The 21,782-nt window shown below is 50.7% G+C and carries 19 protein-coding genes; 11 read left to right on the plus strand and 8 right to left on the minus strand.

The window, feature by feature from the left end; genetic code table 11:
- Positions 1-38: 38 nt before the first annotated feature.
- Positions 39-3,095, minus strand: coding sequence for a WD40/YVTN/BNR-like repeat-containing protein (locus tag VGN67_RS13870; RefSeq protein ID WP_327487444.1), 3,057 nt, complete (start codon positions 3,093-3,095; stop codon positions 39-41).
- A gap of 276 nt (positions 3,096-3,371) precedes the next feature.
- On the opposite strand from VGN67_RS13870, the gene VGN67_RS13875 reads away from it, so the two are divergent.
- Entirely contained in the window at positions 3,372-5,888 is a 2,517-nt protein-coding gene (locus tag VGN67_RS13875) for an outer membrane beta-barrel family protein (RefSeq protein ID WP_327487445.1), read from the plus strand.
- Between the two features lie 42 nt (positions 5,889-5,930).
- On the opposite strand, the gene VGN67_RS13880 is transcribed toward VGN67_RS13875, so the two are convergent.
- The 4 genes from VGN67_RS13880 to VGN67_RS13895 form a co-directional block, all read right to left on the minus strand.
- Complete coding sequence (locus VGN67_RS13880) at positions 5,931-6,104, minus strand: methyltransferase RsmF C-terminal domain-like protein (protein WP_327487446.1); 174 nt, start codon at positions 6,102-6,104, stop codon at positions 5,931-5,933.
- A 186-nt stretch (positions 6,105-6,290) separates the two neighbouring features.
- Positions 6,291-6,719, minus strand: coding sequence for a hypothetical protein (locus tag VGN67_RS13885; RefSeq protein WP_327487447.1), 429 nt, complete (start codon positions 6,717-6,719; stop codon positions 6,291-6,293).
- Positions 6,720-6,835: 116 nt separating this feature from the next.
- Positions 6,836-8,200 (minus strand): methyltransferase RsmF C-terminal domain-like protein, encoded by a 1,365-nt coding sequence (locus tag VGN67_RS13890; protein WP_327487448.1) that lies wholly within the window; start codon positions 8,198-8,200, stop codon positions 6,836-6,838.
- A gap of 2 nt (positions 8,201-8,202) precedes the next feature.
- Positions 8,203-9,801: a M28 family peptidase gene (locus VGN67_RS13895; RefSeq protein ID WP_327487449.1), complete on the minus strand. Its 1,599-nt coding sequence runs from the start codon at positions 9,799-9,801 to the stop codon at positions 8,203-8,205.
- A 225-nt stretch (positions 9,802-10,026) separates the two neighbouring features.
- Here VGN67_RS13895 and VGN67_RS13900 point away from each other — a divergent pair, with 225 nt between their 5' ends.
- The 6 genes from VGN67_RS13900 (at position 10,027) to typA (ending at position 15,601) form a co-directional block, all read left to right on the plus strand.
- Complete coding sequence (locus VGN67_RS13900) at positions 10,027-10,215, plus strand: hypothetical protein (protein ID WP_327487450.1); 189 nt, start codon at positions 10,027-10,029, stop codon at positions 10,213-10,215.
- Positions 10,215-10,622 (plus strand): type II toxin-antitoxin system death-on-curing family toxin, encoded by a 408-nt coding sequence (locus VGN67_RS13905; RefSeq protein WP_327487451.1) that lies wholly within the window; start codon positions 10,215-10,217, stop codon positions 10,620-10,622. The genes VGN67_RS13900 and VGN67_RS13905 overlap by 1 nt, the downstream gene beginning before the upstream one ends.
- Positions 10,623-10,870: 248 nt before the next feature.
- On the plus strand, positions 10,871-12,331 hold the full coding sequence (locus tag VGN67_RS13910) for a TlpA disulfide reductase family protein (RefSeq protein WP_327487452.1): 1,461 nt from the start codon (positions 10,871-10,873) through the stop codon (positions 12,329-12,331).
- A 149-nt stretch (positions 12,332-12,480) separates the two neighbouring features.
- Positions 12,481-12,642 carry a hypothetical protein gene (locus tag VGN67_RS13915; RefSeq protein ID WP_327487453.1) on the plus strand — a complete coding sequence of 54 codons (162 nt, stop codon included), beginning with the start codon at positions 12,481-12,483 and terminating at the stop codon, positions 12,640-12,642.
- Positions 12,643-12,671: 29 nt separating this feature from the next.
- On the plus strand, positions 12,672-13,547 hold the full coding sequence (locus VGN67_RS13920; protein ID WP_327487454.1) for a methylated-DNA--[protein]-cysteine S-methyltransferase: 876 nt from the start codon (positions 12,672-12,674) through the stop codon (positions 13,545-13,547).
- Positions 13,548-13,786: 239 nt separating this feature from the next.
- A complete protein-coding gene (typA, locus tag VGN67_RS13925; protein ID WP_327487455.1) occupies positions 13,787-15,601 on the plus strand; it encodes a translational GTPase TypA in 1,815 nt (604 codons plus the stop codon).
- A gap of 64 nt (positions 15,602-15,665) precedes the next feature.
- Here typA and VGN67_RS13930 read toward each other — a convergent pair whose 3' ends face one another.
- The gene (locus tag VGN67_RS13930; protein ID WP_327487456.1) at positions 15,666-16,106 is read right to left on the minus strand and encodes an NUDIX domain-containing protein; all 441 of its coding nucleotides are present in this window, start codon (positions 16,104-16,106) and stop codon (positions 15,666-15,668) included.
- Between the two features lie 110 nt (positions 16,107-16,216).
- Here VGN67_RS13930 and VGN67_RS13935 point away from each other — a divergent pair, with 110 nt between their 5' ends.
- The gene (locus VGN67_RS13935) at positions 16,217-16,960 is read left to right on the plus strand and encodes a ThuA domain-containing protein (RefSeq protein WP_327487457.1); all 744 of its coding nucleotides are present in this window, start codon (positions 16,217-16,219) and stop codon (positions 16,958-16,960) included.
- Between the two features lie 59 nt (positions 16,961-17,019).
- Positions 17,020-17,763, plus strand: a complete 744-nt coding sequence (locus tag VGN67_RS13940) for a ThuA domain-containing protein (protein ID WP_327487458.1) — start codon at positions 17,020-17,022, stop codon at positions 17,761-17,763.
- 178 nt (positions 17,764-17,941) lie between these two features.
- On the opposite strand, the gene lpcA is transcribed toward VGN67_RS13940, so the two are convergent.
- Positions 17,942-18,526: a D-sedoheptulose 7-phosphate isomerase gene (gene lpcA, locus VGN67_RS13945; RefSeq protein WP_327487459.1), complete on the minus strand. Its 585-nt coding sequence runs from the start codon at positions 18,524-18,526 to the stop codon at positions 17,942-17,944.
- A 28-nt stretch (positions 18,527-18,554) separates the two neighbouring features.
- On the minus strand, positions 18,555-20,303 hold the full coding sequence (locus VGN67_RS13950) for a hypothetical protein (RefSeq protein WP_327487460.1): 1,749 nt from the start codon (positions 20,301-20,303) through the stop codon (positions 18,555-18,557).
- A gap of 135 nt (positions 20,304-20,438) precedes the next feature.
- Between VGN67_RS13950 and upp the strand changes: the two genes are divergently transcribed.
- Positions 20,439-21,083, plus strand: a complete 645-nt coding sequence (gene upp / locus VGN67_RS13955) for a uracil phosphoribosyltransferase (RefSeq protein ID WP_327487461.1) — start codon at positions 20,439-20,441, stop codon at positions 21,081-21,083.
- 160 nt (positions 21,084-21,243) lie between these two features.
- Positions 21,244-21,744: a pyridoxamine 5'-phosphate oxidase family protein gene (locus tag VGN67_RS13960; protein WP_327487462.1), complete on the plus strand. Its 501-nt coding sequence runs from the start codon at positions 21,244-21,246 to the stop codon at positions 21,742-21,744.
- The last annotated feature ends 38 nt before the right edge of the window (positions 21,745-21,782 follow it).

Below are 21,782 nucleotides of genomic sequence, written 5' to 3' on the forward strand. Positions count from 1 at the left end.
TGTTGCCTCAACAAATTTGGCGGTCTGCCTTCAAGTTACTACTTCACCTCTTCCAGCCCCAACTCCTCCTCCATGTACTCTTCCCACTCACCGGGGGTGGACGGAATAGCCGAACCGGGGATGACAGCCCGACGTGACGGGCGTTTTTCGGGGGCTTTGATGGTTAGCTTTTGCTCCGTTTTGGCCCCGCCGGTTGTAGTTACTACTACTTTATAGGTACCTGCCCGCACGTACAGGTTCTTGTCCTCGGCAACTTCCAGCTTTACCTCCTTATCTTGCCCTGAGCTTGTCGAAGGGTTCTTCCTGGTTTCATTCAGGTACTGCTCGTAGGCAGCTTTGGCGCTTTCGTCTACGGTGAGGTTCCAGGTAGCGTAGTTGAGGCCCGCTTCGCTGTCATCGGTGAAGGAGCGGAGGGTCAGGCCTTGGTCGGTCTGAATGCTGATGGTACTCCTACCGGCTGACTTCGCGTAGTAGGGTATCTGGTACTGCTGGGGCTTGGTTTCTTCGTACTTACTGACCTGCCCCCAGCGCTCGCTGTGGGTAACGGGTTCCAGGGCAAAGGCGTAAAGGTCCCTGCGGCGGAGCGTATCGGCCAGTTGCTGCACCAGGCTTACGTCGGCTATGTAAATGGAGCGGCCGTGGGTACCTACTACCAGCTCCTTATCGCGCGGGTGAACCAGCAGGTCGTGTACCGCTACGGCGGGCAGACCGCCTGACATGCGCATAAACGAGGTACCTTTATCCAGCGAAATATACACACCGTGGTCGGTACCTACGTACAGGATGTTGGCATTGGCGGGGTCTTCTTTTACCACATTAATGGGTTCGGCGGGCAGGTCGGTACCAATGGCTTTCCAGGTCTGGCCGTAATCCTGCGAGGCGTAGAGGTACGGCTTAAAGTTATCGTTGCGGTAGCCGTTCAGCGATACGTACACGGTACCTTCCTCGTGGGCCGAGGCCGCTACGCGGCTTACCCACAGGTTCTGGGGCAAAGCGTCGGAGATTTTGGTCCAGGTGTAGCCGTCATCTTTGGAGACATGTACCAGACCATCGTCGCTACCGGTATATAACAAACCAAAGCGCTTCGGCGACTCGTCAATAATGGTAAGCGTACCGTAGGGAACGTCGCCTTCCTTGCCTCCCTTAGTGAGATCATCCGATAGTGTAGCAAAGGTTTCGCCTTTGTCCATGCTCCGGTGAAATTTATTGGAACCAAAGTACACGATGTCCTGATTGTGCCGCGAGAGGTGAATAGGGGCCTGCCAGTTGAAACGCAGCTTCGGGTCACCAATTTCGCGGGGCATCACCAGCCGCTTCATATTGCTGAAGCCGCTACGGTTTTTGTCCTGCCGGAAGTAGTTACCAAACTGAAAGCCGGTGTAGACGGTACTGTTGTCACGCCAGTCGACCTGTACCTGCATGCCGTCGCCGCCCATGATGGACTTCCAGGTCGGCAGTGGCCCTTCTTCGCGGGGCCGGGAGGTACCGTACCACACGCCGTTGTCCTGTAAGCCACCGTACACGTTATAAGGCTTTTCCATATCCACTCCAATGGCGTAGAACTGCCCCAGCGGTATCGGATTGAGGTGCGACCAGTGCCTGCCGCTGTCGTAAGTCAGGTTGAGGCCTCCGTCGTTACCATCAATCATGTGGTTGGGATTGTTAGGATTAATCCAGAGCGCGTGGTGGTCGGCGTGTACGTTGTCCCGGTCCAGACTCTTCCAGCTTTTGCCCCCATCCTCCGACAGCAGAATAGGTACCCCGAATGTAACAACCCGGTTCGGGTCATTCGATGCTACGAATATCTGTCCAAAGTAGTAGCCAAAGGTATAAACCAGGTCAAGGGGCGCGTCGTGGGTCTTTTTCCAGCTTTTGCCGCCGTCTTCGGAGCGGTACACTTCGGCTCCTTTAACGGGATTCAGGGTCATTTCGTCGTTGGCTCCGGCCACAAAGTCGTAGAGGTCCTTTACTTTCAGCTTACCGCCGCTAATATCCGTTTTGAGCTGCTTCGCAGAATTCTTCTCAGGGAATCCGCTCTTGTCCAGAAACTCATTGATGATTAAATCGGGGAGCTTCATGAAGTTCTCTACGGTCATTTCCCGGAGCTGCTTCAGCGTCAGGCCTTCTTCTTCCTTCTTTTCTTCGGCGGTACGGCGATCCTGATTATCTACAAAGGCATAGATGATATTCGGATCACGCTGATAGATGTCCAGGCCGATGCGGCCCACACCTTCGCCCTGCGGAAAGCCACTGGCGGGGGTACTTAGCAGTTGCCAGGTACTTCCGCCGTCGGTAGACCCATAAATACCGGAGGTCCGGCCACCTTCCACGAAGTTCCAGGCGCTACGCTCCTTGTGCCACATGGCGGCATAGAGTACGTTGGGATTGGTGGGATGTACATCCAGATCAATGGCACCCGTCTTTTCATCTACGTAAAGGGTTTTGGACCAGGTTTTGCCGCCGTCGGTGGTTTTGTAAATACCCCGCTCGGCATTGGGACTATACAGATGCCCTACGGCAGCTACCCATACGGTGTTAGGGTCGGTGGGGTGCAGAATAACTTTCCCAATATGGTGTGTGTCTTCCAAACCCTGCTGCTGCCACGTCTTACCTCCGTCCGTAGATTTATATACACCGTCGCCGGCGTAGGAGGAGCGGCTGGAATTGTTCTCGCCGGTACCTACCCAGATGGTCTGCCCGTTGGTCTTCCAGTCCACGGCAATATCCCCGATGGTCATGGTAGATTGATGGTCGAAAAGCGGCGTAAAGCTCATGCCGTTGTTCTCGGTTTTCCAGAGGCCACCCGAGGCGTACGCCACAAAAAACTGCGTAGGATTGGCATTGTTCACATCCAGGTCCACCACCCGGCCACTCATGGTAGTGGGGCCAATGGACCTGAACTTCACATTACTTACCAGGGACGCCGCATCCAACTTTTTACGCTGCTCGTAACCCGCCGACCGGTCGGTGGCGGCGGTGGGTTCCGTAACGGTCACAGATGGATTATTCGCAGTAGTTTTCTTCTTTTTCTGGGCGCTGACACCCAATGATACACCTACCACGAGGGCCAGTGTACATAGTAATATTTTTCTCATTATAAGACGATTAGCCTGGTTATTGGTTTGTAAAAGTTGTTGTAACAAAAATAGGAAAGCAGATTCTATTTCAGCGCTTTTAGTAATGATTAAAATCTACCTGCCCGATAGCTGTACCAATCCTATTTTTGTAAAAAATACAATTTCTACCTTTCAGCCGCTTGTTTTGGCACCCTTTTTTACCATGGGTTACTAAACTTCTCTCCTCACTATAAACCATTTACCTATACATAAAGTACCTTTTACTATTTAACAGGCTTTTAAAATACCTCACTCATGAAATACTTACACACTATATTTATCCTTTGCACAGGCTTGTTTACAGCGTCTGTCTATGCTCAGACTCCTGAGGTGGAAGTACCTACTCCCTCCCCTCAGACCACCGCCACTCAGTCAACAGCAGGAGAAATAAGCGGCCGGTTGCTCCACGAACAGGACGGACAGCGAAAGCCGGTTGAGTTTGCCAGCGTAGCCCTTTTCCGTACCAGTGACTCCTCGGCCGTAGCTGGTGTTATTAGCGACGAAAAAGGATATTTTTCGATAACAGGTATTCCCGATGGTACTTTTTACATGCTGATTCAGTCGCTGGGCTTTACTACTTTGCGTCGGGAAAATATCATAATTTCTCCGGATGCTCCTCAGATTCAGCTGGGAAATATTATGCTGAACGAAACGGCCCGGCAACTGGCGGAAGTTAATGTAACGGGACAAAAAGGGCTGGTTGAGTACAGCCTTGACCGCAAAATTATCAACGTAGACCGGCTGCCGGCTACGCTCGGAGGTAGTGCGCTGGATATTATGCAGAACGTGCCCTCGGTGACGGTGGATATGGACGGGAATCTAAGTCTGCGGGGTAGTGAGAACGTGATTATTCTGGTAGATGGCAAACCCTCGGGCCTAACCGGCCTGGACCGCCAGGCCGTGCTGGAACAGATTCCGGCCAGCAGTATTGAAAGTATTGAGGTAATTACCAATCCTTCGTCCAAGTACGATGCGGATGGAGCGGCCGGAATATTAAATATAATACTGAAAAAAGAAAAAGCGAACGGATTTAACGGAAGCGCCCAACTGAACGTAGGTACGCGCGACAAGTACAACGCTTCCATTAACCTTAATAATCGTATCAATGGAAAGCTGAACCTGTATACCAGCTATAACCTGCGCGAGCAGCGCCGGTTTAACTACCGGATCATGGACCGGGAAAACTTCCTGAACCCGGAGCTGCGCTATCTTGAGCAACGTTCCGACGGAATAAGCCGGGATCTGAATAATAACCTGCGCTTCGGCTTTGACTGGGATGCTACCTCTAAGTTTGCTCTGAGTGGCTCCATCCTGTACCGGCCTGAGTACGACCGCGACCGCGACCAGGCCATATACAACAACTTTAATATTAACCGACAACTTACCCAGCGTATTGTCCGGAGCAATGATGAAGAAGAGAAAGGAGGCGGCTTTGATTATCAATTGGGTATACGAAAAAAGTTCAGCAAGCCCAAGCGACTGCTCACCGTTGACGCTACGCTGGCTACCTCCACGAGTACTCAGGTAGCCTTGTTTAACCAGAGTACCTTTGGTGCCGACGGGCTTCCTTCCGACCCGGCTTTACAACAGCGCAATACCCGCGACAACAACAACCGCGTGGCCGTGATGCAGGCCGACTTCCTGGAACCGCTCCAAAACAACGGGAAGTTCGAAACGGGACTTAAATACACCAATCGTTTTCTGGACGGAGACTTCCTGTTTGAAAACCGCATCGGCGATGCCATGTTCTGGCAGATTGACGAGCGGCTTACCAACCAGTTTATCTACGATGAGCATACCAGCGCGGGTTACGCCAACTACGGTACTGAAATGAAAAAGTGGAGCTATCAGGTAGGGATGCGCCTGGAACATACCACCCTGAATACCGAACAGCGCACCACCGGCCAGACCTCACAGCAGAACTATACGTATCTGTTTCCCAGTGCCTTCCTGAACTATGACATCAGCAAGGCCCAGAAAATGCAGCTTAACTATACCCGCCGGATCAACCGCCCCTGGGTGCGCGCCCTGAACCCGTTTGTAGACCTGTCGGACCCGTTGAATATCAGTTTTGGTAACCCTAACCTGCGTCCGGAGTTGATCAATGCCTACGAACTGAGCCACCTGTGGTACGGCAAAAGTACTTCGCTGACGAGCACAGCCTTCTACCGCGCCAGCACCGACGACATAACCCGATACCGTACCCTGCGGGCCGACGGGGTAACCGAGCAGACGTACCTTAACCTGGCCCGCTCCTACTCGTACGGTCTGGAGATGGTGGTGAATCAGGACATAGCCCGCTGGTGGAAAGCCAACGGTAACTTCTCGTACTTTATCCGGACTATCCTGAGCAACCCGGAGGTACCTAATGTACTGTCCCAGACCAACCAAAGCTGGACCGCCCGCGTCAACAACAGCTTCACGTTTGCCAAAGGGTTCGACGGTCAGCTCAGTGTTAACTACCGCTCGCCCTTTATTATTCCGCAGGGGGAAATTATGGGATTCTTTAACGTAGACTTTGGTATGAAAAAAGACGTCCTGAATGGGCGCGGCTCTATAAACCTGCGGGTGAGTGATATATTTAACACGCTTCAATTCCGAATCCGGACGTTTGGTGAGGGCTTTGAAAGTAATATGATCGGCAAGCGCGAAACCCGGATTGGCTTCATTGGCTTTACCTACCGCTTCGGAAAACAGGTTAAGCAACTCCAGCGCGAACGCGAACAGCGTGGCGAAGGAGGAGACGGCGGAGGAGACGTGGATGAATTTTAATAGAAGTTAAACAGGAGCGCCAGCGGGCGCTCCTGTTCTGTTTTATACCTCCCGAATATCCATTCGGATGCGCCAGTCTTTGGGCAGGTAGTTGTTCATCCGATTGCCCAGGTTTTTCATCCAACCCAGGTTGAGGCCCCGGTGCCGGGCCAGGAGCCAGCCTTTGGGCGCATCAGGTAGCACTAGATTGTCTTTTTTCAGGAATTGAAGACTCATATCCCGATCCAGCTCCACATAAGGCAGATCGGTAGAGATATCAATACCCAGAGCCAGCGGATGAGCCTGCTACCTCAAATAGCCGCCAGGTACCCACGAGGTGTGTTTCATAGGGGCGAATCTCTTTATCGGCGCAACCTAGTACACAAATAAAAAAGAAAATGGTGGCTAGGGATCGAAGCGGTTTCATTTTTCACCAACTCTTACAAAGCCGAAGTGACAGCCTTCAGCACAATACGGTAAAATAGTCAAAGTGTCATTTTGTGTACTTAAACGGTAGCGGTATTCGGAGTCGTCCTTGCCTTTTTTGGAGAATACCAGGGAAATGCCGCGTTGTTTTGAAACCAGCCGATAACGGTTATAACCGTCGAAAAAGTACTCCATCTGGGCTTGGGTACCCTGTCGAATCAATTCGCCGCGTTTCGTAAAGGTCAGTAATTGCGGCGGTTTTTCGGATATCTCAGTAACGAAATATCCAGAACCCGGCGAAATCCCGTATTCGAATAGTCGCCAAGTCCCAATAACATTTTGTTTATAGGGATGTAGTTCGTCCTTTGAACAGTTAAGTACAAATAGCGCCAACAATATTCCAGCCCAAATTTTCACTCTTTTCATATTCTGGTATATTTTCTGTTTCAAACAAAAAATATTACATTAGGTATTCGTCACCTTAGAACCTGTCACCTCCGAAATGGTTGGAAAAGCCAAGAAAATAAAAGAAAAACAAAATTTCAGACCTCCCGGATATCCATCCGGATGCGCCAGTCTTTGGGTAAGTAGTTGTTCATACGATTGCCCAAGTTTTTCATCCAGCCCAGGTTTAGGCCCCGGTGCCGGGCCAGGAGCCAGCCTTTGGGTGCCTCGGGCAGTATCAGATTTTCTTTTTTCAGAAATTGTAAACTGCTATCGCGGTCCAGCTCTACGTAGGGTAGTTGGGTAGCTATGTCGGTACTGAGCGCCAGCGCATGCGCCGGAATAAAATCTTTTCCTTTGAATTCCCCTACTTCCCGCATCCATACACCCTGGGGTAAAGTCCTGTCGAGTATGAGCAGGTCCTGACGCAGGGAAGCCGGAGCCATTAGTACCGTTTCGTCCGGGCGCTGCAGGTAAAAAAATTGGTCAGCATCTTCTAGCCAGTCGCCCATAGCAGCTTCCTGCTTCCGGCCGAGTGGCATCAGCTTCGTAAAATTTCGCTGTGGCTTTCCCTGAAAGCCCGTTCCCCGGGTCTGACGGAAAGCGGCAAAGTAAAAACCTTCGCCCCGGACGAGATGCGGATATAGCTGGTAGCCAATGCCTTTAGGTACTACGCCCCATTCGGCCGGTAAAGAAAGAGCAACGGGAGTAAGCCCCTGTTCACGGGCCAGCCAGTCGGCATTCTGCTCGTTTTCAAACTCATTGTAAGTACAGGTACTGTACAGCAGTACCCCCCCCGGCGCCACCAGCTTCATGGCCGCCGCCAGGATACGGCGCTGCCGTGACGAGCACATCTGCACGTGCTCCTCCGACCACTCGTTTACCGCCGCGTGATCTTTTCGGAAAAGCCCTTCGCCCGAGCAGGGCGCATCGACCAGTACTACATCAAAGTACCCGTTCAGTCCCGAGAAAGCTTCGGGGTCGTAGCTGCTGGTGAAGGTATTGGCGTAGCCCCAGCGGTCCAGGTTTTCTTTCAGGATGGTGACGCGGCTGCGTATCACCTCGTTGGCCAGCAACAGACTTCCCTGGGGTAGCCACGAAGCCAGCAGGGTACTTTTTCCGCCGGGGGCCGCACTCAGGTCCAGAGCTTTGAGCGGGTACTTACCGGGATAGACCTGCTTAAGTACCTCCCGAAGTACCATGGAAGAAGCTTCCTGCACGTAGTACCCGCCCGCGTGGAAGAGCGGGTCCAGCGTAAAAACCGGCCGCTCGGGCAGGTAGTACCCCTGCGGGTGCCAGGGCACTGGAGAGAGGTCGTCAGAGATTCCGGCTGTGGGTTTGGCCGGATTCAGCCGGATACTAACAGGCGGCTCCGTTGCCAGAGCCGCCCTGAAAGCATCGTATTCCGGACCCAATTGGGCTTGCATGCGTTCCCGAAATTGTTCGGGCAGTTGTACCGGCATACTCAAGGTTTGTTGCTGTCTACCACAATGCGGGCGTCGCGGTTGGCCAGTTCCCAGGCCGTATGGAACACCAGTTGCACAATGGGTGCCTGCTTGTCGAACATGATTTTCTCCACGTCATCGCCGGGGCGGTGGTAGTCTTCGTGTACGCCCGTGAAATAAAATATAACGGGTACACCCTTCTTAGCGAAGTTGTAGTGGTCAGAGCGGTAATAGAAGCGGTTGGGGTCCTTGGGGTCGTTGAAGGTGTAGTCCAGCTTGTAGTTGATGTACTTGCTGTTGGCCGCTTCGCTGATGGCGTGCAGCTCCGACGACAGCTTGTCCGACCCAATCAGGTATACGTATTTCGGGTCAGCCTCGTGGGCTTTGTCTACCCGGCCAATCATGTCAATGTTCAGGTTGGCCACGGTATTGGACAGCGGCAGCAGCGGATTCTCCGAGTAGTACTCCGAGCCAAACAAACCTTTCTCCTCGCCCGTTACGGTCATAAACAGGATACTCCGGCGCGGACCGTTTCCGGCGGCTTTGGCCTGACTGAACGCCTCGGCCAGTTCCAGAATAGATACCGTACCCGAGCCGTCGTCGTCGGCCCCGTTGTTGATTTGTCCGTCCGCCGAAATACCAATATGGTCCAGGTGGGCTGTGAGCACCAGTACTTCGTCTTTCTTGTCGGTACCTTCCATAAAGCCCGCTACGTTTTCCGTTTCGATAACCTCGTTGGTACGCTCCGCTTTCAGCGTCACACTTCCCGCCGGACGACCTTTATCTACGGTCTTACCCGCTTTGGTAATATCCTGCTTCAGTTTCTCCAGATTCCTGGTACTGCTCTTGAGCAGCGTAGCGGCCAGCTCCGGCGATACCGTAAAGGCAGCTATATTGCTCAGCGACTCCTCCACCGGCTTCATGGTCATGGAGTTGATACGACGGGCCATCACCGAACGCTGACGTACCTCCTGCTCAAACTCCGTTCCGCTTTTCTCGGAAACAATAAAGACGTACTTGGCCCCTTTGCTCAGGGCAGTGGCTACTTTACGCTGCCACGAAGGCGGACCGCTCCAGTTGGACTTTTCGGCACCACCACTTACCAGGTAGTTGCCTTTGGCATCCTTCGGCTCGCCATCAAACACCACCACGGTTTTGCCGGTTACGTCCAGTCCGGCGTAGTCGTTGTACTGCGCCGCTTCAATACCATAGCCCGCCCATATGGTAGGTACCGTGGCTTCTTCGGGTACGTTGAGCAGTCCGTTCAGGTAGAAGTCTTTGTTCAAATCATACTGCTGATTACCCGCTTTTACGTACACCTCGCCCCAGCCACGCCGGTACAGGTTGTATTTCTGGTAGTACGACTTCGAGCCATCGGCTTCGGTAGCGATGGGCGTCAGGCCGTACTGTTTGAAGTGCTTTGACACGTAGTCGGCAGCCTTCTTTTGCCCGGGCGAGCCGGTGTCACGGCCTTCCAGACTATCCGAAGCGATAATGGTCAGGTGTTTCTTGAGGTCGGCCGGGGTAATGGTAGCGGCGTACCTGGAGGCGACATCCTGCGCCTGCGCTACGGTAGCTACCGTAGCCAGCATACCCGCCCAGATTAGTTTTTTGTTCATTGATGTAGGTAACGTTATGGTAAATAGGTACTAAACGAAGAAAAAGGCTCCTCCGATTCGTCCGTTTGACAAATAAAGCAAAGCTACGGGCGAAAGCAAAATTACCGTAGGTACCTCCCTGCCTTACCGCTGGGAAATATCCGCAGAAATGGGTACGTTTAGTAAAACGTACCTATCTTTATACTTAGCCTAGGTACTAGATGATTTTTAAGTAAAAGCGTAACTATGACAGCATTGGAAAAAGAAACATTAAAAAAATCCCTTCTTCAATTGGCGCATGAGGAGCCTGACTTTGTACGCGAACTGCTACTGGAAGTGAAGGAGGACCTAAAAAAAGCCCGGAGAAAGCGCCTTGAAGAGATTGTTGAGGAAGACTTCAGGGAGTACGATGAGGTCTTTAAGGCCCTGGCCTAATGGTATATTACCTGGACAAGGAAGATATCATCTTCATTAACCAAAGAACGGTAGCTAAACACGGTGGCAACTTTGTACCACCTCATAACTTTCTGCACGAAGAGAATCTGGATTACCTAATTGAGGCGGTTCAGGCCGAACTGTTTGGCGAGCCTTTGTATCCGACTATTTCAGATAAAGCCGCTCTATATTGCTTCAGCATTATTGGCAACCATATCTTCACCGACGGAAATAAAAGGACAGGATTAGAGGCTGCTCTTGCTTTCCTTAAGTTAAATGGGATGAGGCTTAATAAAGGTTTGCTAAACAGCGATTTGTATAACTTCATCATCAAAGTAGCATCCGGCCAATCTAGCCTGGAAGAGTGTCGGGAGTGGTTTGAAGCGAACATTATACAACTTACTTAGATTAGGCTATTTGCCATTGGTAGAGTTATCTCCGCTCATTCCGCTGGCTCTCCTACTTTGATTCCCGTCCATGGGCCGCGCCAGAGACAGAGGGTACCGCTGAGGCCTAGGGGCTGCTCCTCGGTCAGGTCGTGGGAGATAACTCCCACAACGGTAAAAATCTTAAAGTATCTTAAATTAGTATAGTGCATAGTAATATATATATGAATTTGCATCATATTGATTCAGTTTTTACAATCACATAGCGCATGAAATCACTCATTTCAATTCTCTGCACAATCATTCCCATACTTTTTGCTTCAGGTTGCGCTTCTTTCTCGAAAGAGGATAAAACTCAAATAAATATCTCGTCTATAGAATATCATGGAATGGAGGTGTCTCTATCCATAACCAGGAGTTTACCTTCTGGGCCCAAAGAAATTCATAAGTCTCAGTTTGACTCCTTGGGGCGTGCAAGAATTGAATTTATCCATAAGGATACCCTCCATGCATTCTTGAAAGTTGGCGACTATGAATTCTTCACGACCCTGTACTTAGAGCCAGGCTCTACTATCGAACTTACGATTGAGAATGGACTCCCTACTTTTGAAGGGGATTTGAAAATCATCAATTCATACTATAATAAAATTGATTTGAATGATAGAGAAAGACAGAAATATGTAAATGCAAATCATGCGAGATATAGAACTGCATCTTCACTAGAGCAACAAGTGTATTTTGATAGCCTGACAACATTTGGCACAGAGTTAAAAAAGCAGATAGAAAGAGATAATTCTATTTCAAATCACTATCGGGAAATTCTAATTGATTACTTTTCCCATTTTGAAATTACTCAACGCATGCATTTTGACACGCAAGTCGATAGGAATGAGATAAACAACAAGGGTAGAAGTGTAGAATTAGACTCAACCTTGTCTAATGCGTTTGAAGATTTTAGCTTACAACCTGAGTACATAAAGTTTCCAAACTATAAGTGGTACATACAAATGAGGTTGTGGCCAATATTTTTTAGCCTCTTGAACTACCGTTACGAGAATGGCATAAAAACGGGGGAGTATGAATACATTAAGAGAGCGGTAGTTAGAGACGCGAAATTGAACGATTATCGGGAGCTGCTAATGGCTATGTTTATAGCTCAAATGATACATAGCGACGAGATGGATTATAGTTTAGGATCAAAGCTTATTAATTCGTTCAAAAGGGATTATCCACAATCAAAGTACTTGACCGAGTTGGAATATAAGCTTACCGACTTCTATCAGTTAAAAAGTGGGATGCCTATGAAGGACATAAAGATGCATGATACGAATGGAAAAGCATTCAGCGCTTCCAGCCTTAAAGGAAATCTTGTATACATAGATGTCTGGGCAACGTGGTGTGGGCCATGTATAGATGAATTGGAATATTCCAAAAAGCTATCGAAAAAATATTCAAATCATCCGGGTTTAAAATTCCTTTATGTATCAATAGATGAGGACGTGGAGCAATGGAAGAAGTTTTTGAGAAAAAATGTACAAATCAAAGGATTACACGGTATACAAAACTCTGAGTTTGTAGCAGACTCAAACATGATTACCAGCCTGTATAAAATTTACGGAATTCCCAAATATATTATGATTGATAAAGATGGAAATATAATAAATGCTAACGCCAAACGGCCATCGGAATTATTATCTGGCAACTACTTAGATTCTCTTTTAACTCTCTAACAAAAATAGCCTTGGGCAGGTAAAATTTCTTTAAAGAGAAAGGCAAACTCCGGTGAGTCACATCTTTTTGGTTTCTGCCATTGCCGGAGTTATCTCCGAGGGGTCTCCTACCGTGATTCCCGTCTGGGGCCGAGGCAGGGGTACAGCTGATGCCCGGGACTGCTCCCCGGTCAGGTCGTGGAGATAACTCCCACGACGGCAAACGGCAGAATGACTACTACAACAGCGAAGCTCCCAGGGCGGCGGTTGCTGCACCAGGCAATAACGCTAACATTAGCAAAATTCAGATTGTACGACCTTTCCAACCGTAGTACCTTTGGTAAGTAAACATACTAGTACTATGGAAGAGTCAGGAAATACATTACTGGATTACCAGCGGATTGAAAAATCCATCCGGTACATTGGGGAGCACTACAAGCGGCAGCCCAGCCTGCGCGAAATAGCCGAACATGTGGCGCTTTCGGAGTACCATTTCCAACGGCTGTTTACGCGCTGGGCGGGTACCAGTCCGCAGCGCTTTATGCGGTACCTGACCAAGGAGTTCGCCAAGGAGCAGCTGGCGGCGTCGGCCAACCTGCTGGAAACTACCCATGAGGTGGGGCTATCGAGCCCGAGCCGCCTGCACGACCTGTTCGTTACCTACGAAGCTATGACGCCTGCCGAATTCCGGGCGCTAGGCGAGGGTGTAACTATCCGGTACGGGGTACACGAAACGCCCTTTGGCGAATGCTTCATCGCCGTTACGGAGCGGGGGATTACCGATTTACGATTTCTGAGCGAAGCCGATACGGCCGAGGCGGTTCTGGCGCAGGTACAGGCGGAGTGGCCCCACGCCCGCAGTACCTACGACGCGGCAGCTACCCATCCCTACATTCACCAACTATTCTTTGCAAAATCGGCTACTCCGTTACCTCTGCTGCTGCGGGGTACCAACTTCCAGATCAAGGTATGGGAGGCGCTGCTGCGTATTCCGTCGGGGCGACTGGTGAGCTACGACGACGTGGCGCGGTACATTGGGCAACCTACAGCTTCCCGCGCGGTGGGTACCGCTATTGGTAGCAACCGCATCGCCTACCTGATTCCCTGCCACCGGGTACTGCAAAAGGTAGGTGGCCTGGGTGGGTACCGCTGGGGCACAGCCCGCAAGCAGGCCATACTGGGCTGGGAGGCGGTACAAAGCCAGCCTCTGGCCCAGCCCGAACTGGACTTTTTATGACCGGCCCGATTCAGCCTATTTGCATTTCTTTGAGTTTAATCACTGTTTTTTCAATAGTAATGGATTATTAATTGTAAAAATCTGTTATACAGTTAATAAAGTCCGTACCTTTGCGGCTTATTTTGGTAAAAGAGGCGTTATAGGTTAGGTAAAGCCCAAATGCTTTGCTGACCGCCAAAAGTAGCAGCTGAACTCTTTTGCCCGATTAGCTATTAGAACTGAAAACAGTAATCAAATACATGCAATCCATTCGTAACATCGCAATTATTGCGCACGTTGACCACGGTAAAACTACGCTGGTTGACAAAATCATTCATGCTTCCAAGCTTTTCCGCGACAACCAGGCCTTCGACGACCTGATTCTCGACAACAACGATCTCGAACGTGAGCGGGGAATTACCATCGTTTCTAAAAACGTATCGGTACGCTACAAGGATGTAAAAATTAATGTCATCGATACGCCGGGTCACTCCGACTTTGGGGGAGAAGTAGAGCGTGTACTCAAAATGGCCGACGGCGTGCTGCTGCTGGTGGATGCATTTGAAGGTCCTATGCCACAGACGCGTTTTGTACTAAGCAAAGCCATTCAGCTGGGTCTGAAGCCGATTGTGGTGGTAAATAAAGTAGATAAAGAAAACTGTCGCCCCGAGGAAGTACAGGAAGGTATATTTGACCTGATGTTCAACCTGGGCGCTACCGAAGACCAGCTTGATTTCGTAACGGTATACGGCTCCTCAAAGCAGGGCTGGATGGGCCCTGACTGGCAAAATCCTACTACCGACATTACTTTCCTGCTGGATACCATTATTGAGCAGATTCCACCGGCACCTATGAACGAAGGTACCGTGCAGATGCAGATTACTTCGCTGGATTATAACGCCTTTGTAGGCCGGATCGCCATCGGACGGGTACTTCGTGGTACGCTGAAAGAAGGCTCTATCGTAGCCCTTTGTAAAGCCCACGGTGTAATAAAAAAGGTAAAAATTAAAGAACTGAACTTATTTGAAGGTCTTGGCAAGGCAAAGGTCGCCGAAGTATCGGCGGGTGATATTTGTGCAGTAACGGGCATCGAAGATTTCGAAATCGGTGATACCATTGCTGATGTTGAAAATCCCGAGCCGCTTCCACGTATTGCCGTGGACGAGCCAACCATGAACATGCTGTTTACCATTAATAACTCTCCGTTCTTTGGTAAGGAAGGTAAATTCGTAACCTCACGCCACCTGCGTGACCGCCTCCTGAAAGAAACGGAGAAAAACCTGGCGCTGCGGGTAGAGAACACCGATACCGAAGATAAATTTCTGGTATTTGGACGGGGAATTCTGCACTTGTCGGTCCTGATCGAAACCATGCGCCGCGAAGGCTATGAGCTACAGGTAGGACAGCCACAGGTACTTTTCAAAGAAGACGAAAACGGTCAGCGCCTCGAGCCGGTCGAAACACTTGTCGTGGACGTACCCGAGGAGTCGGCCGGTAAGGTGATAGAACTCGCTACGCAGCGGAAGGGTGAGCTACTGGTGATGGAGCCAAAAGGCGACCTGCAGCACCTGGAATTCGAGATTCCTTCGCGCGGTCTGATCGGTCTGCGTTCCAACGTACTGACCGCTACGCAGGGTGAAGCCGTTATGACCCACCGGTTCAAGAGCTTTGAGCCGTTCCGGGGCGCTATTCCCGGCCGTATCAGCGGTTCAATCATCTCGAAGGGAACCGGTATGGCCACGGGTTATACCATTGACAAACTTCAGGACCGCGGCCGCTTCTTTGTGGAGCCGGGCGAAGAGATTTACGGCGGACAGGTAATTGGCGAGCACAACCGCCCCAACGACATCGTGGTAAACCTGCAGGAAGCTAAGAAACTGACCAACATGCGGGCTTCCGGCTCGGACGACGGTCTGCGTATTGCTCCGAAGCTCAACTTCTCGCTGGAAGAAGCCATGGAGTATATCCAGAAGGACGAGTACCTGGAAGTAACGCCGCAGAGCATCCGGATGCGGAAAATATATCTGGACGAAAACGACCGCAAGCGTTACGCCAATAAAATGGAAATGGCTTAAGTCGGAAGTACTTAACAGAAGTGGAGGAGGCGCAGTAGCGCCTCCTTTTTTTTGTACCTACTGCCTAATCTACGTAGGGCTGTTCAATGGTACCTATATGCACCGAAGCCAGCCCCCCCCGCAGGTACTCCGCCAGCGCCTCCCCCACTTGGGGATAAAGTACCTTCGTACCTAATTCGGCCACCGGTAGCCAGGCCACCGCCACGGCGCTGGTGTGGTCGGGATTGAGCCGGGCCGGGCCGGTACTGTCAGTTACCTCAAATACGCAGTGCAGGGTATCTTCTTTGCCGCGCCAGCCAAGTACTTCTCCACAAAGTACCAGTTGACCCGCTACTGCCTCTATACCCAATTCTTCGTGCAACTCCCTTTGCAGCGCCTCCCGGAGGTTCTCGCCCGGGTCGGGGTTACCGCCGGGAAGCATGTACACATCGGTGGCACCGTAGCGGTACCGCATGGTCAGTAATGAATCATTTTGTATAATCAGGGCGGCAGGCCGTACTCTCATCGTATAGTGTAGCTAATTATTTGGTAATTCTGTAAAAAAACGGGTTCTTTTGCAAGTAAGCTCTGCCTACCCGGCGACTTTCTCTTTTAGTAAATGTCAAATTACGCATTATGAAATCTTTAGTACTCTCTCTTTTTTCTATATTTCTATTCCTTACCATTACCGGCTCTACGCCACCGTCTGGACCCGGAAAGCCCGGTGACACCATCCTGGTATTTTCAAAAACCAAAGGCTTCCGTCACAAGTCCATTCCCGACGGCAAACTGGCTTTGCTCAAACTGGGCAAGCAAAACGGCATCCGGGTAGATACCACCGAAGATGCCTCGGTTTTTACTTCGGCCAATCTGCGTCAGTACAAAACACTGGTGTTTCTGAGTACTTCGGGGGAAGTATTTGATGAGGAGCAGAAAAAGGCGTTCCAGGAGTATATCCGCAAAGGCGGCGGTTTTGTGGGAATTCACGGCGCTACTACCACCGAGTACAACTGGCCCTGGTACAACCAGCTGATTGGCGCCTATTTTGACGGTCACCCCAAGCCCCAGAATGCCTCCATTGACGTATGGAACCGCGACCACCCGGCCAGCCGCGTACTACCGGCCCGCTGGAATCGCTTCGATGAGTGGTACAATTACAAGAGCATCCAGCCTGGCCTTACAGTGATCGCTACGGTCGACGAAAGCTCCTACACGGGCGGCAAACACGGCCGTATTCATCCGTTTGCCTGGTACCACGAGTTCGACGGGGGGCGGTCCTTCTACACCGGCGGCGGACACACGCCCGAGTCGTATTCCGAGCCCCTGTTTATGCAGCACGTTCAGGAAGGTATCCTATGGGCCATGAAGCGCCGGAAGTGAATAGTAGCTTAACCGGAATTTACGCTTTTCTTCTAAAATCCTTAAATTAAAAAAGTCCCATGAAACACATTTGCTCTCTGCTTATCCTGCTGTGCGTTAGTGCAGTAGTACTTACGAGTGCCGCACAAACGAGAAAAGCTGCCCCCCGCGATGCCATCCTGGTATTTTCAAAAACCGCCGGTTTCCGTCACAAGTCCATTCCGGTCGGTAAAAAAGCCATTATGGAACTGGGAACGAAAAATAATTTCCGGGCCGATACCACCGAAGATGCCTCAGTATTTACAAATGACAACCTGCGCAAGTACAAGACCATTGTCTTCCTTAGTACTACGGGCGACATCCTGAACCCGGAGCAGCAGGCCGCTTTTGAGCAGTATATTCAGAAAGGGGGCGGGTTCGTAGGTATCCATGCCGCCGCCGATACCGAGTACGAATGGCCTTGGTACAACAAGCTGGTAGGGGCTTACTTCCTGCATCACCCCAAGCAGCAAAATGCCATTATTCACGTTTGGAATCAGCAACATCCTACGACTAGCTTCCTGCCCGAGCGCTGGAAACGCTTTGACGAGTGGTACAGCTACAAAAGTATTCAACCGGGTATAAAGGTACTTGCTACGCTCGACGAAGGTACCTACGAGGGCGGACGCAACGGCCGGAACCATCCGTTTATCTGGTTCCACGAGTACGACGGCGGCCGGGCCTTTTATACCGGTGGCGGCCACACTGATGAGTCCTATGCTGAGCCTCTGTTTATGAAGCACGTGCTGGAAGGCATCAAGTGGTCCATGAAAAGGACGAAGTAGCTAAAGGAGGTAGTTAGGTGTTAGGTGGTTAGCCTCTTTTACATCTATGGTATTACAAATAGTAAGAGGGTGAAACGGTTGCCGTTTCACCCTCTTTGCCTACTCAAAGCTCATCTAATCCGGGAGTAAGTACCCTTTAATTCACATACCAAAAACCTAACGCCTAACCAGCTACCACCTACTCCGCCAGGACCATTTTTTCAATCAGCAGAATAAAAATATGGATGACTTTGATATGAATCTCCTGAATACGGTCGGCGTAGCCGAAGTGAGGTACCCGTATCTCTACGTCGGCCTTACCGGCCAGCTGGCCGCCGTCTTTACCGGACAGAATAACGACCCTCATCCCTTTGGCACGAGCCGCTTCTACGGCTCTAAGTACATTGCCTGAGTTGCCGCTGGTACTTATACCCAGCAGTACATCACCGGTCTGCCCCAGGCCTTCAATATACCTTGAGAATACGTAATCAAAACCATAGTCATTGCCTACGCAGCTCAGGTGGCTGACGTCCGAAATAGCGATGGCCGGTAGTGACCGGCGGTTGTCGCGATAGCGGCCCGATAGTTCCTCGGCAAAGTGCATGGCGTCGCAGTGAGAGCCCCCGTTACCGCAGGAAATAATCTTCTGCCCGTTTTTGATGGCTTCGGCCATAAGCGTGGCGGCTTTTTCAATGGCCTCCGTGTGGGCCGGATTACCCAAAAAGTCAGTAAGTACCCGCTGTGACTCCGCTAGCTCCTGCGTAATAATATCCTGAAAACTCATTTTTTTGGTAGTGATAAGTACTTCTAAATTAAAATGTCTGCTGCCGGTACGGTATGTTGTAGCGTACGGCCAGGGTACCCAGGGCAGTACTGTTAACCAAGGTATACAGCGGCGACTCTACCCGGCGGCCCAGGTACCGGCCTTCTATAAAAAGGTTGTGGGCCAGCATATAGGAAAGCCTCAGGTCGGCCGATTTGGTAACGGTGGTTTTTCCCTGGGTTATGTAGTTGCCCAGATTCCGGAAGCGTGTATCGTAGTCGAGCAGTATATTCCCGCCCCAGTTTCTACCGAAGGAATCCAGTCCTTTGTCCGACCACATTACCGTAAAATAGGTGGTCAGACGGGGTGAAACTTTATAGCGAAGAATGCCCAGTACCTCCACAAAATTGGCCCCCAATGGGTGCGCCAGCGGCTGCCGGAAATGGGCATAGTTGCGGGCACCGTCGCGGTGCGAGTAGGTATAGGGGCGCACCAGGTTATACTCCAGCTGTAGGTCCACGTTGGGTATCCCAAAAGCATCAACGTATTTACCTCCCAGTTGCAGACCGTATTTTTTGGTCCAGGAGCCTTGGTTGTTGAAAAAGGCCCTGGTCAGAAATTCATCCATCATAAACTGTCCGTACAACGAACCGCGCTGCGCCAGCAGCCACCGGAAGTCAAAACCCAGTAGAGCGTTGTCCTCGCTCCCGATGTAAGATTCTACAAAACGATAAAATATAATCGGGTTGAGGTAATTGAGATCATAGCCGCCCCCACCGGTACTATCGCCCCGGCTGAATACCTCCGCCTCAAATACGCCCACATTGAAGCGGTCGCTCAGGTTGATACTGAGGTGGTGCATGGCCGTGTACTTGCGCGCGCGTAGAAAATCCCGGTTAGAGGTCCCCTGAGAGTTAATCATACTCGTCCAGAGGTTAGTATAGCGAAAGCGGCCCAATTGCGTGTCGAGTCGAAGAAACAGGTAGGGAGGGTGAGCATCAGACAGGATCATGGAGCGGTAGCCGCTCCCGATAAAATTGCGGTCGTGCCCGAACTGCAGGTTAACGCTTTTGAGCGGCCGAAAGGTAATATAGCCCCGGGCAGACATGAAGTCTACGCCGGTCCGGCGCAGCGGCTTGGCTAAACCCTCACCCGGAAAGGTAAAAATATTGGTATAATCTTTTTCATACTGCGAAAAATAGTTACGCACGTACTCCGGGAAAGTACCCTGGTTATCAGCCACAAAGGTATAAAAGCCCAGTTTCTGGTTGAGCATACCGCGGATCTCCACGCCCCTGCCCGTAAACCACAGGGCTGAATTTGTGTTAGTTTCGGCTCCGTATATGTTGTCAGTGGCGAAGTTGACATGCAGGTCCACCTCATCGTTGTGGAGGCTGTACAGGTCAGAAGGATGCTCCCAAAAGGTACGCTCCCGCTTTTTTTGATACGGTAGAGCCCCCAGCCGCGACGGGCTGGTATTATAGTACGTTCTTACGGTATCGGAGGTCCACTCCCAGCTGTCGTCCCGCAGGTAGCGTATGGTAGCCCGGTCTACTTCGGTCAGGCCTACGCCCCCATATTTAAGAATAGTATCGGTAAGCTGCACCACCGCCCGCCGCTCAAAGGGCTTGACCCCATAATGCAAGCCTTCCGAAAACTTGCCCCGCTTAATCTCCAGGCGGTCAATCAGATGGTGGTAATCATCATTCAGAGGAATAAAAGTACTTTGAGCATGACAAGGCCTACCTCCTGCAACAACACTAAAAAGTATAAATAAAAACGAATAATATCGGATCATAAGACAGGGAATCCTTTTCTTGCTCTGGATTTTCCACACAAAGGGTGCCAAATGAAAATTTAGCTGCTAAAAAGTGCCAAATTAGATAATCAATTTGTATAATCGTTACTGTTTTTTCTTAAACCTGCAAAGTCCATGTTTATTCTGTCCCAAAAGAATTCCGTTGCCGACCATTTTTTAGCCGAATTAAGAGATGTCGTCATTCAGAAAGATCGGCTGCGGTTCCGGCGTAATCTGGAACGATTGGGTGAACTGCTGGCTTACGAAATATCCAAAACGCTCCTCTACGGCCCATCGCAGGTACAAACGCCACTGGGGGCCGCTCCTGCGCATAAGCTGCGCCAGCCGGTAGTGCTGGGTACTATATTGCGGGCCAGTCTGCCGTTTCATCAGGGCTTTCTGAATATGTTTGATGGGGCCGAAAACGCTTTCATTGGGGCCTACCGCGGCCACCACCTCAACAGCGACGAGTTCAGCGTGGAAATGGACTATATAACCAGCCCGAGCCTGCAGGACAAAACGCTGATTCTGATGGACCCCATGCTGGCCACCGGACGCTCCCTCGAAAAGGTGTACCACGCGCTGCTCCGGTTTGGAATACCCGCCCAGACCCACATAGCTTCCGTAATTGCTAGTCCGGAAGGCGTTGAGTACCTGCGTCAGCGTATGCCGGAGTGCCGGCTGTGGCTGGGTGCCGTGGACAACCACCTCAACGAGCATTACTACATAGTACCCGGCCTGGGCGACGCGGGCGATCTGGCTTTTGGTCCCAAAGAGTAGTTCTTATTCTTGTTTTCTGCTGCTGCGGGGCTGGGTATATTTTTCAACATCTGCCGAAAACCCGCCGGACCGCTGGCCCAGCTTCCCGCTATTGTGTTACGGCAGGTACGCTGGCACTATTTTGTTAACCACTTACGGGATATAACAAAATGGATACACTATGAAAACTGAAGAGGTAACACACCCTGATTTAAAGAAAATCCAGGATATCGTGGATGACATAAAAGTAGCCATGATTACCACCATGGAAGCCAACGGCGACCACCGCAGCCGACCCATGCAAACGCAGAAATTCGATGCGGATGGCTGCCTTTGGTTTTTCACCAATGAGCATTCCCCAAAAATTGATGAACTGCAGCAGCACCCCAATATCAACGTTAGCTACGCCGACAAAGGGTCCCGGTCGTACGTATCCATAACCGGTACCGCCAGTGTAGTGGACGACGCCGAAACCAAAAAAGAATTGTGGAACCCTATATTAAAGGCCTGGTTTCCCAAAGGTCTGGAAGACCCGGAACTGACGCTTCTGAAAATACAAATTAAGGAGGCTGAGTACTGGGATGGCAGCTCATCCAAAATGGTGCAGGCCTACAAAATAGCCAAAGCCCTGGCGACCGGCGACCGGTACGACCAGGGAGAAAACAAAAAAATAAACCTGTAACAGCTTTATTCCTAGATACAGAAAAAGGACGCAGCACT

The sequence above is a fragment of the Telluribacter sp. genome (assembly GCF_035998675.1).
Taxonomy (GTDB): Bacteria; Bacteroidota; Bacteroidia; order Cytophagales; family Spirosomataceae; genus Telluribacter.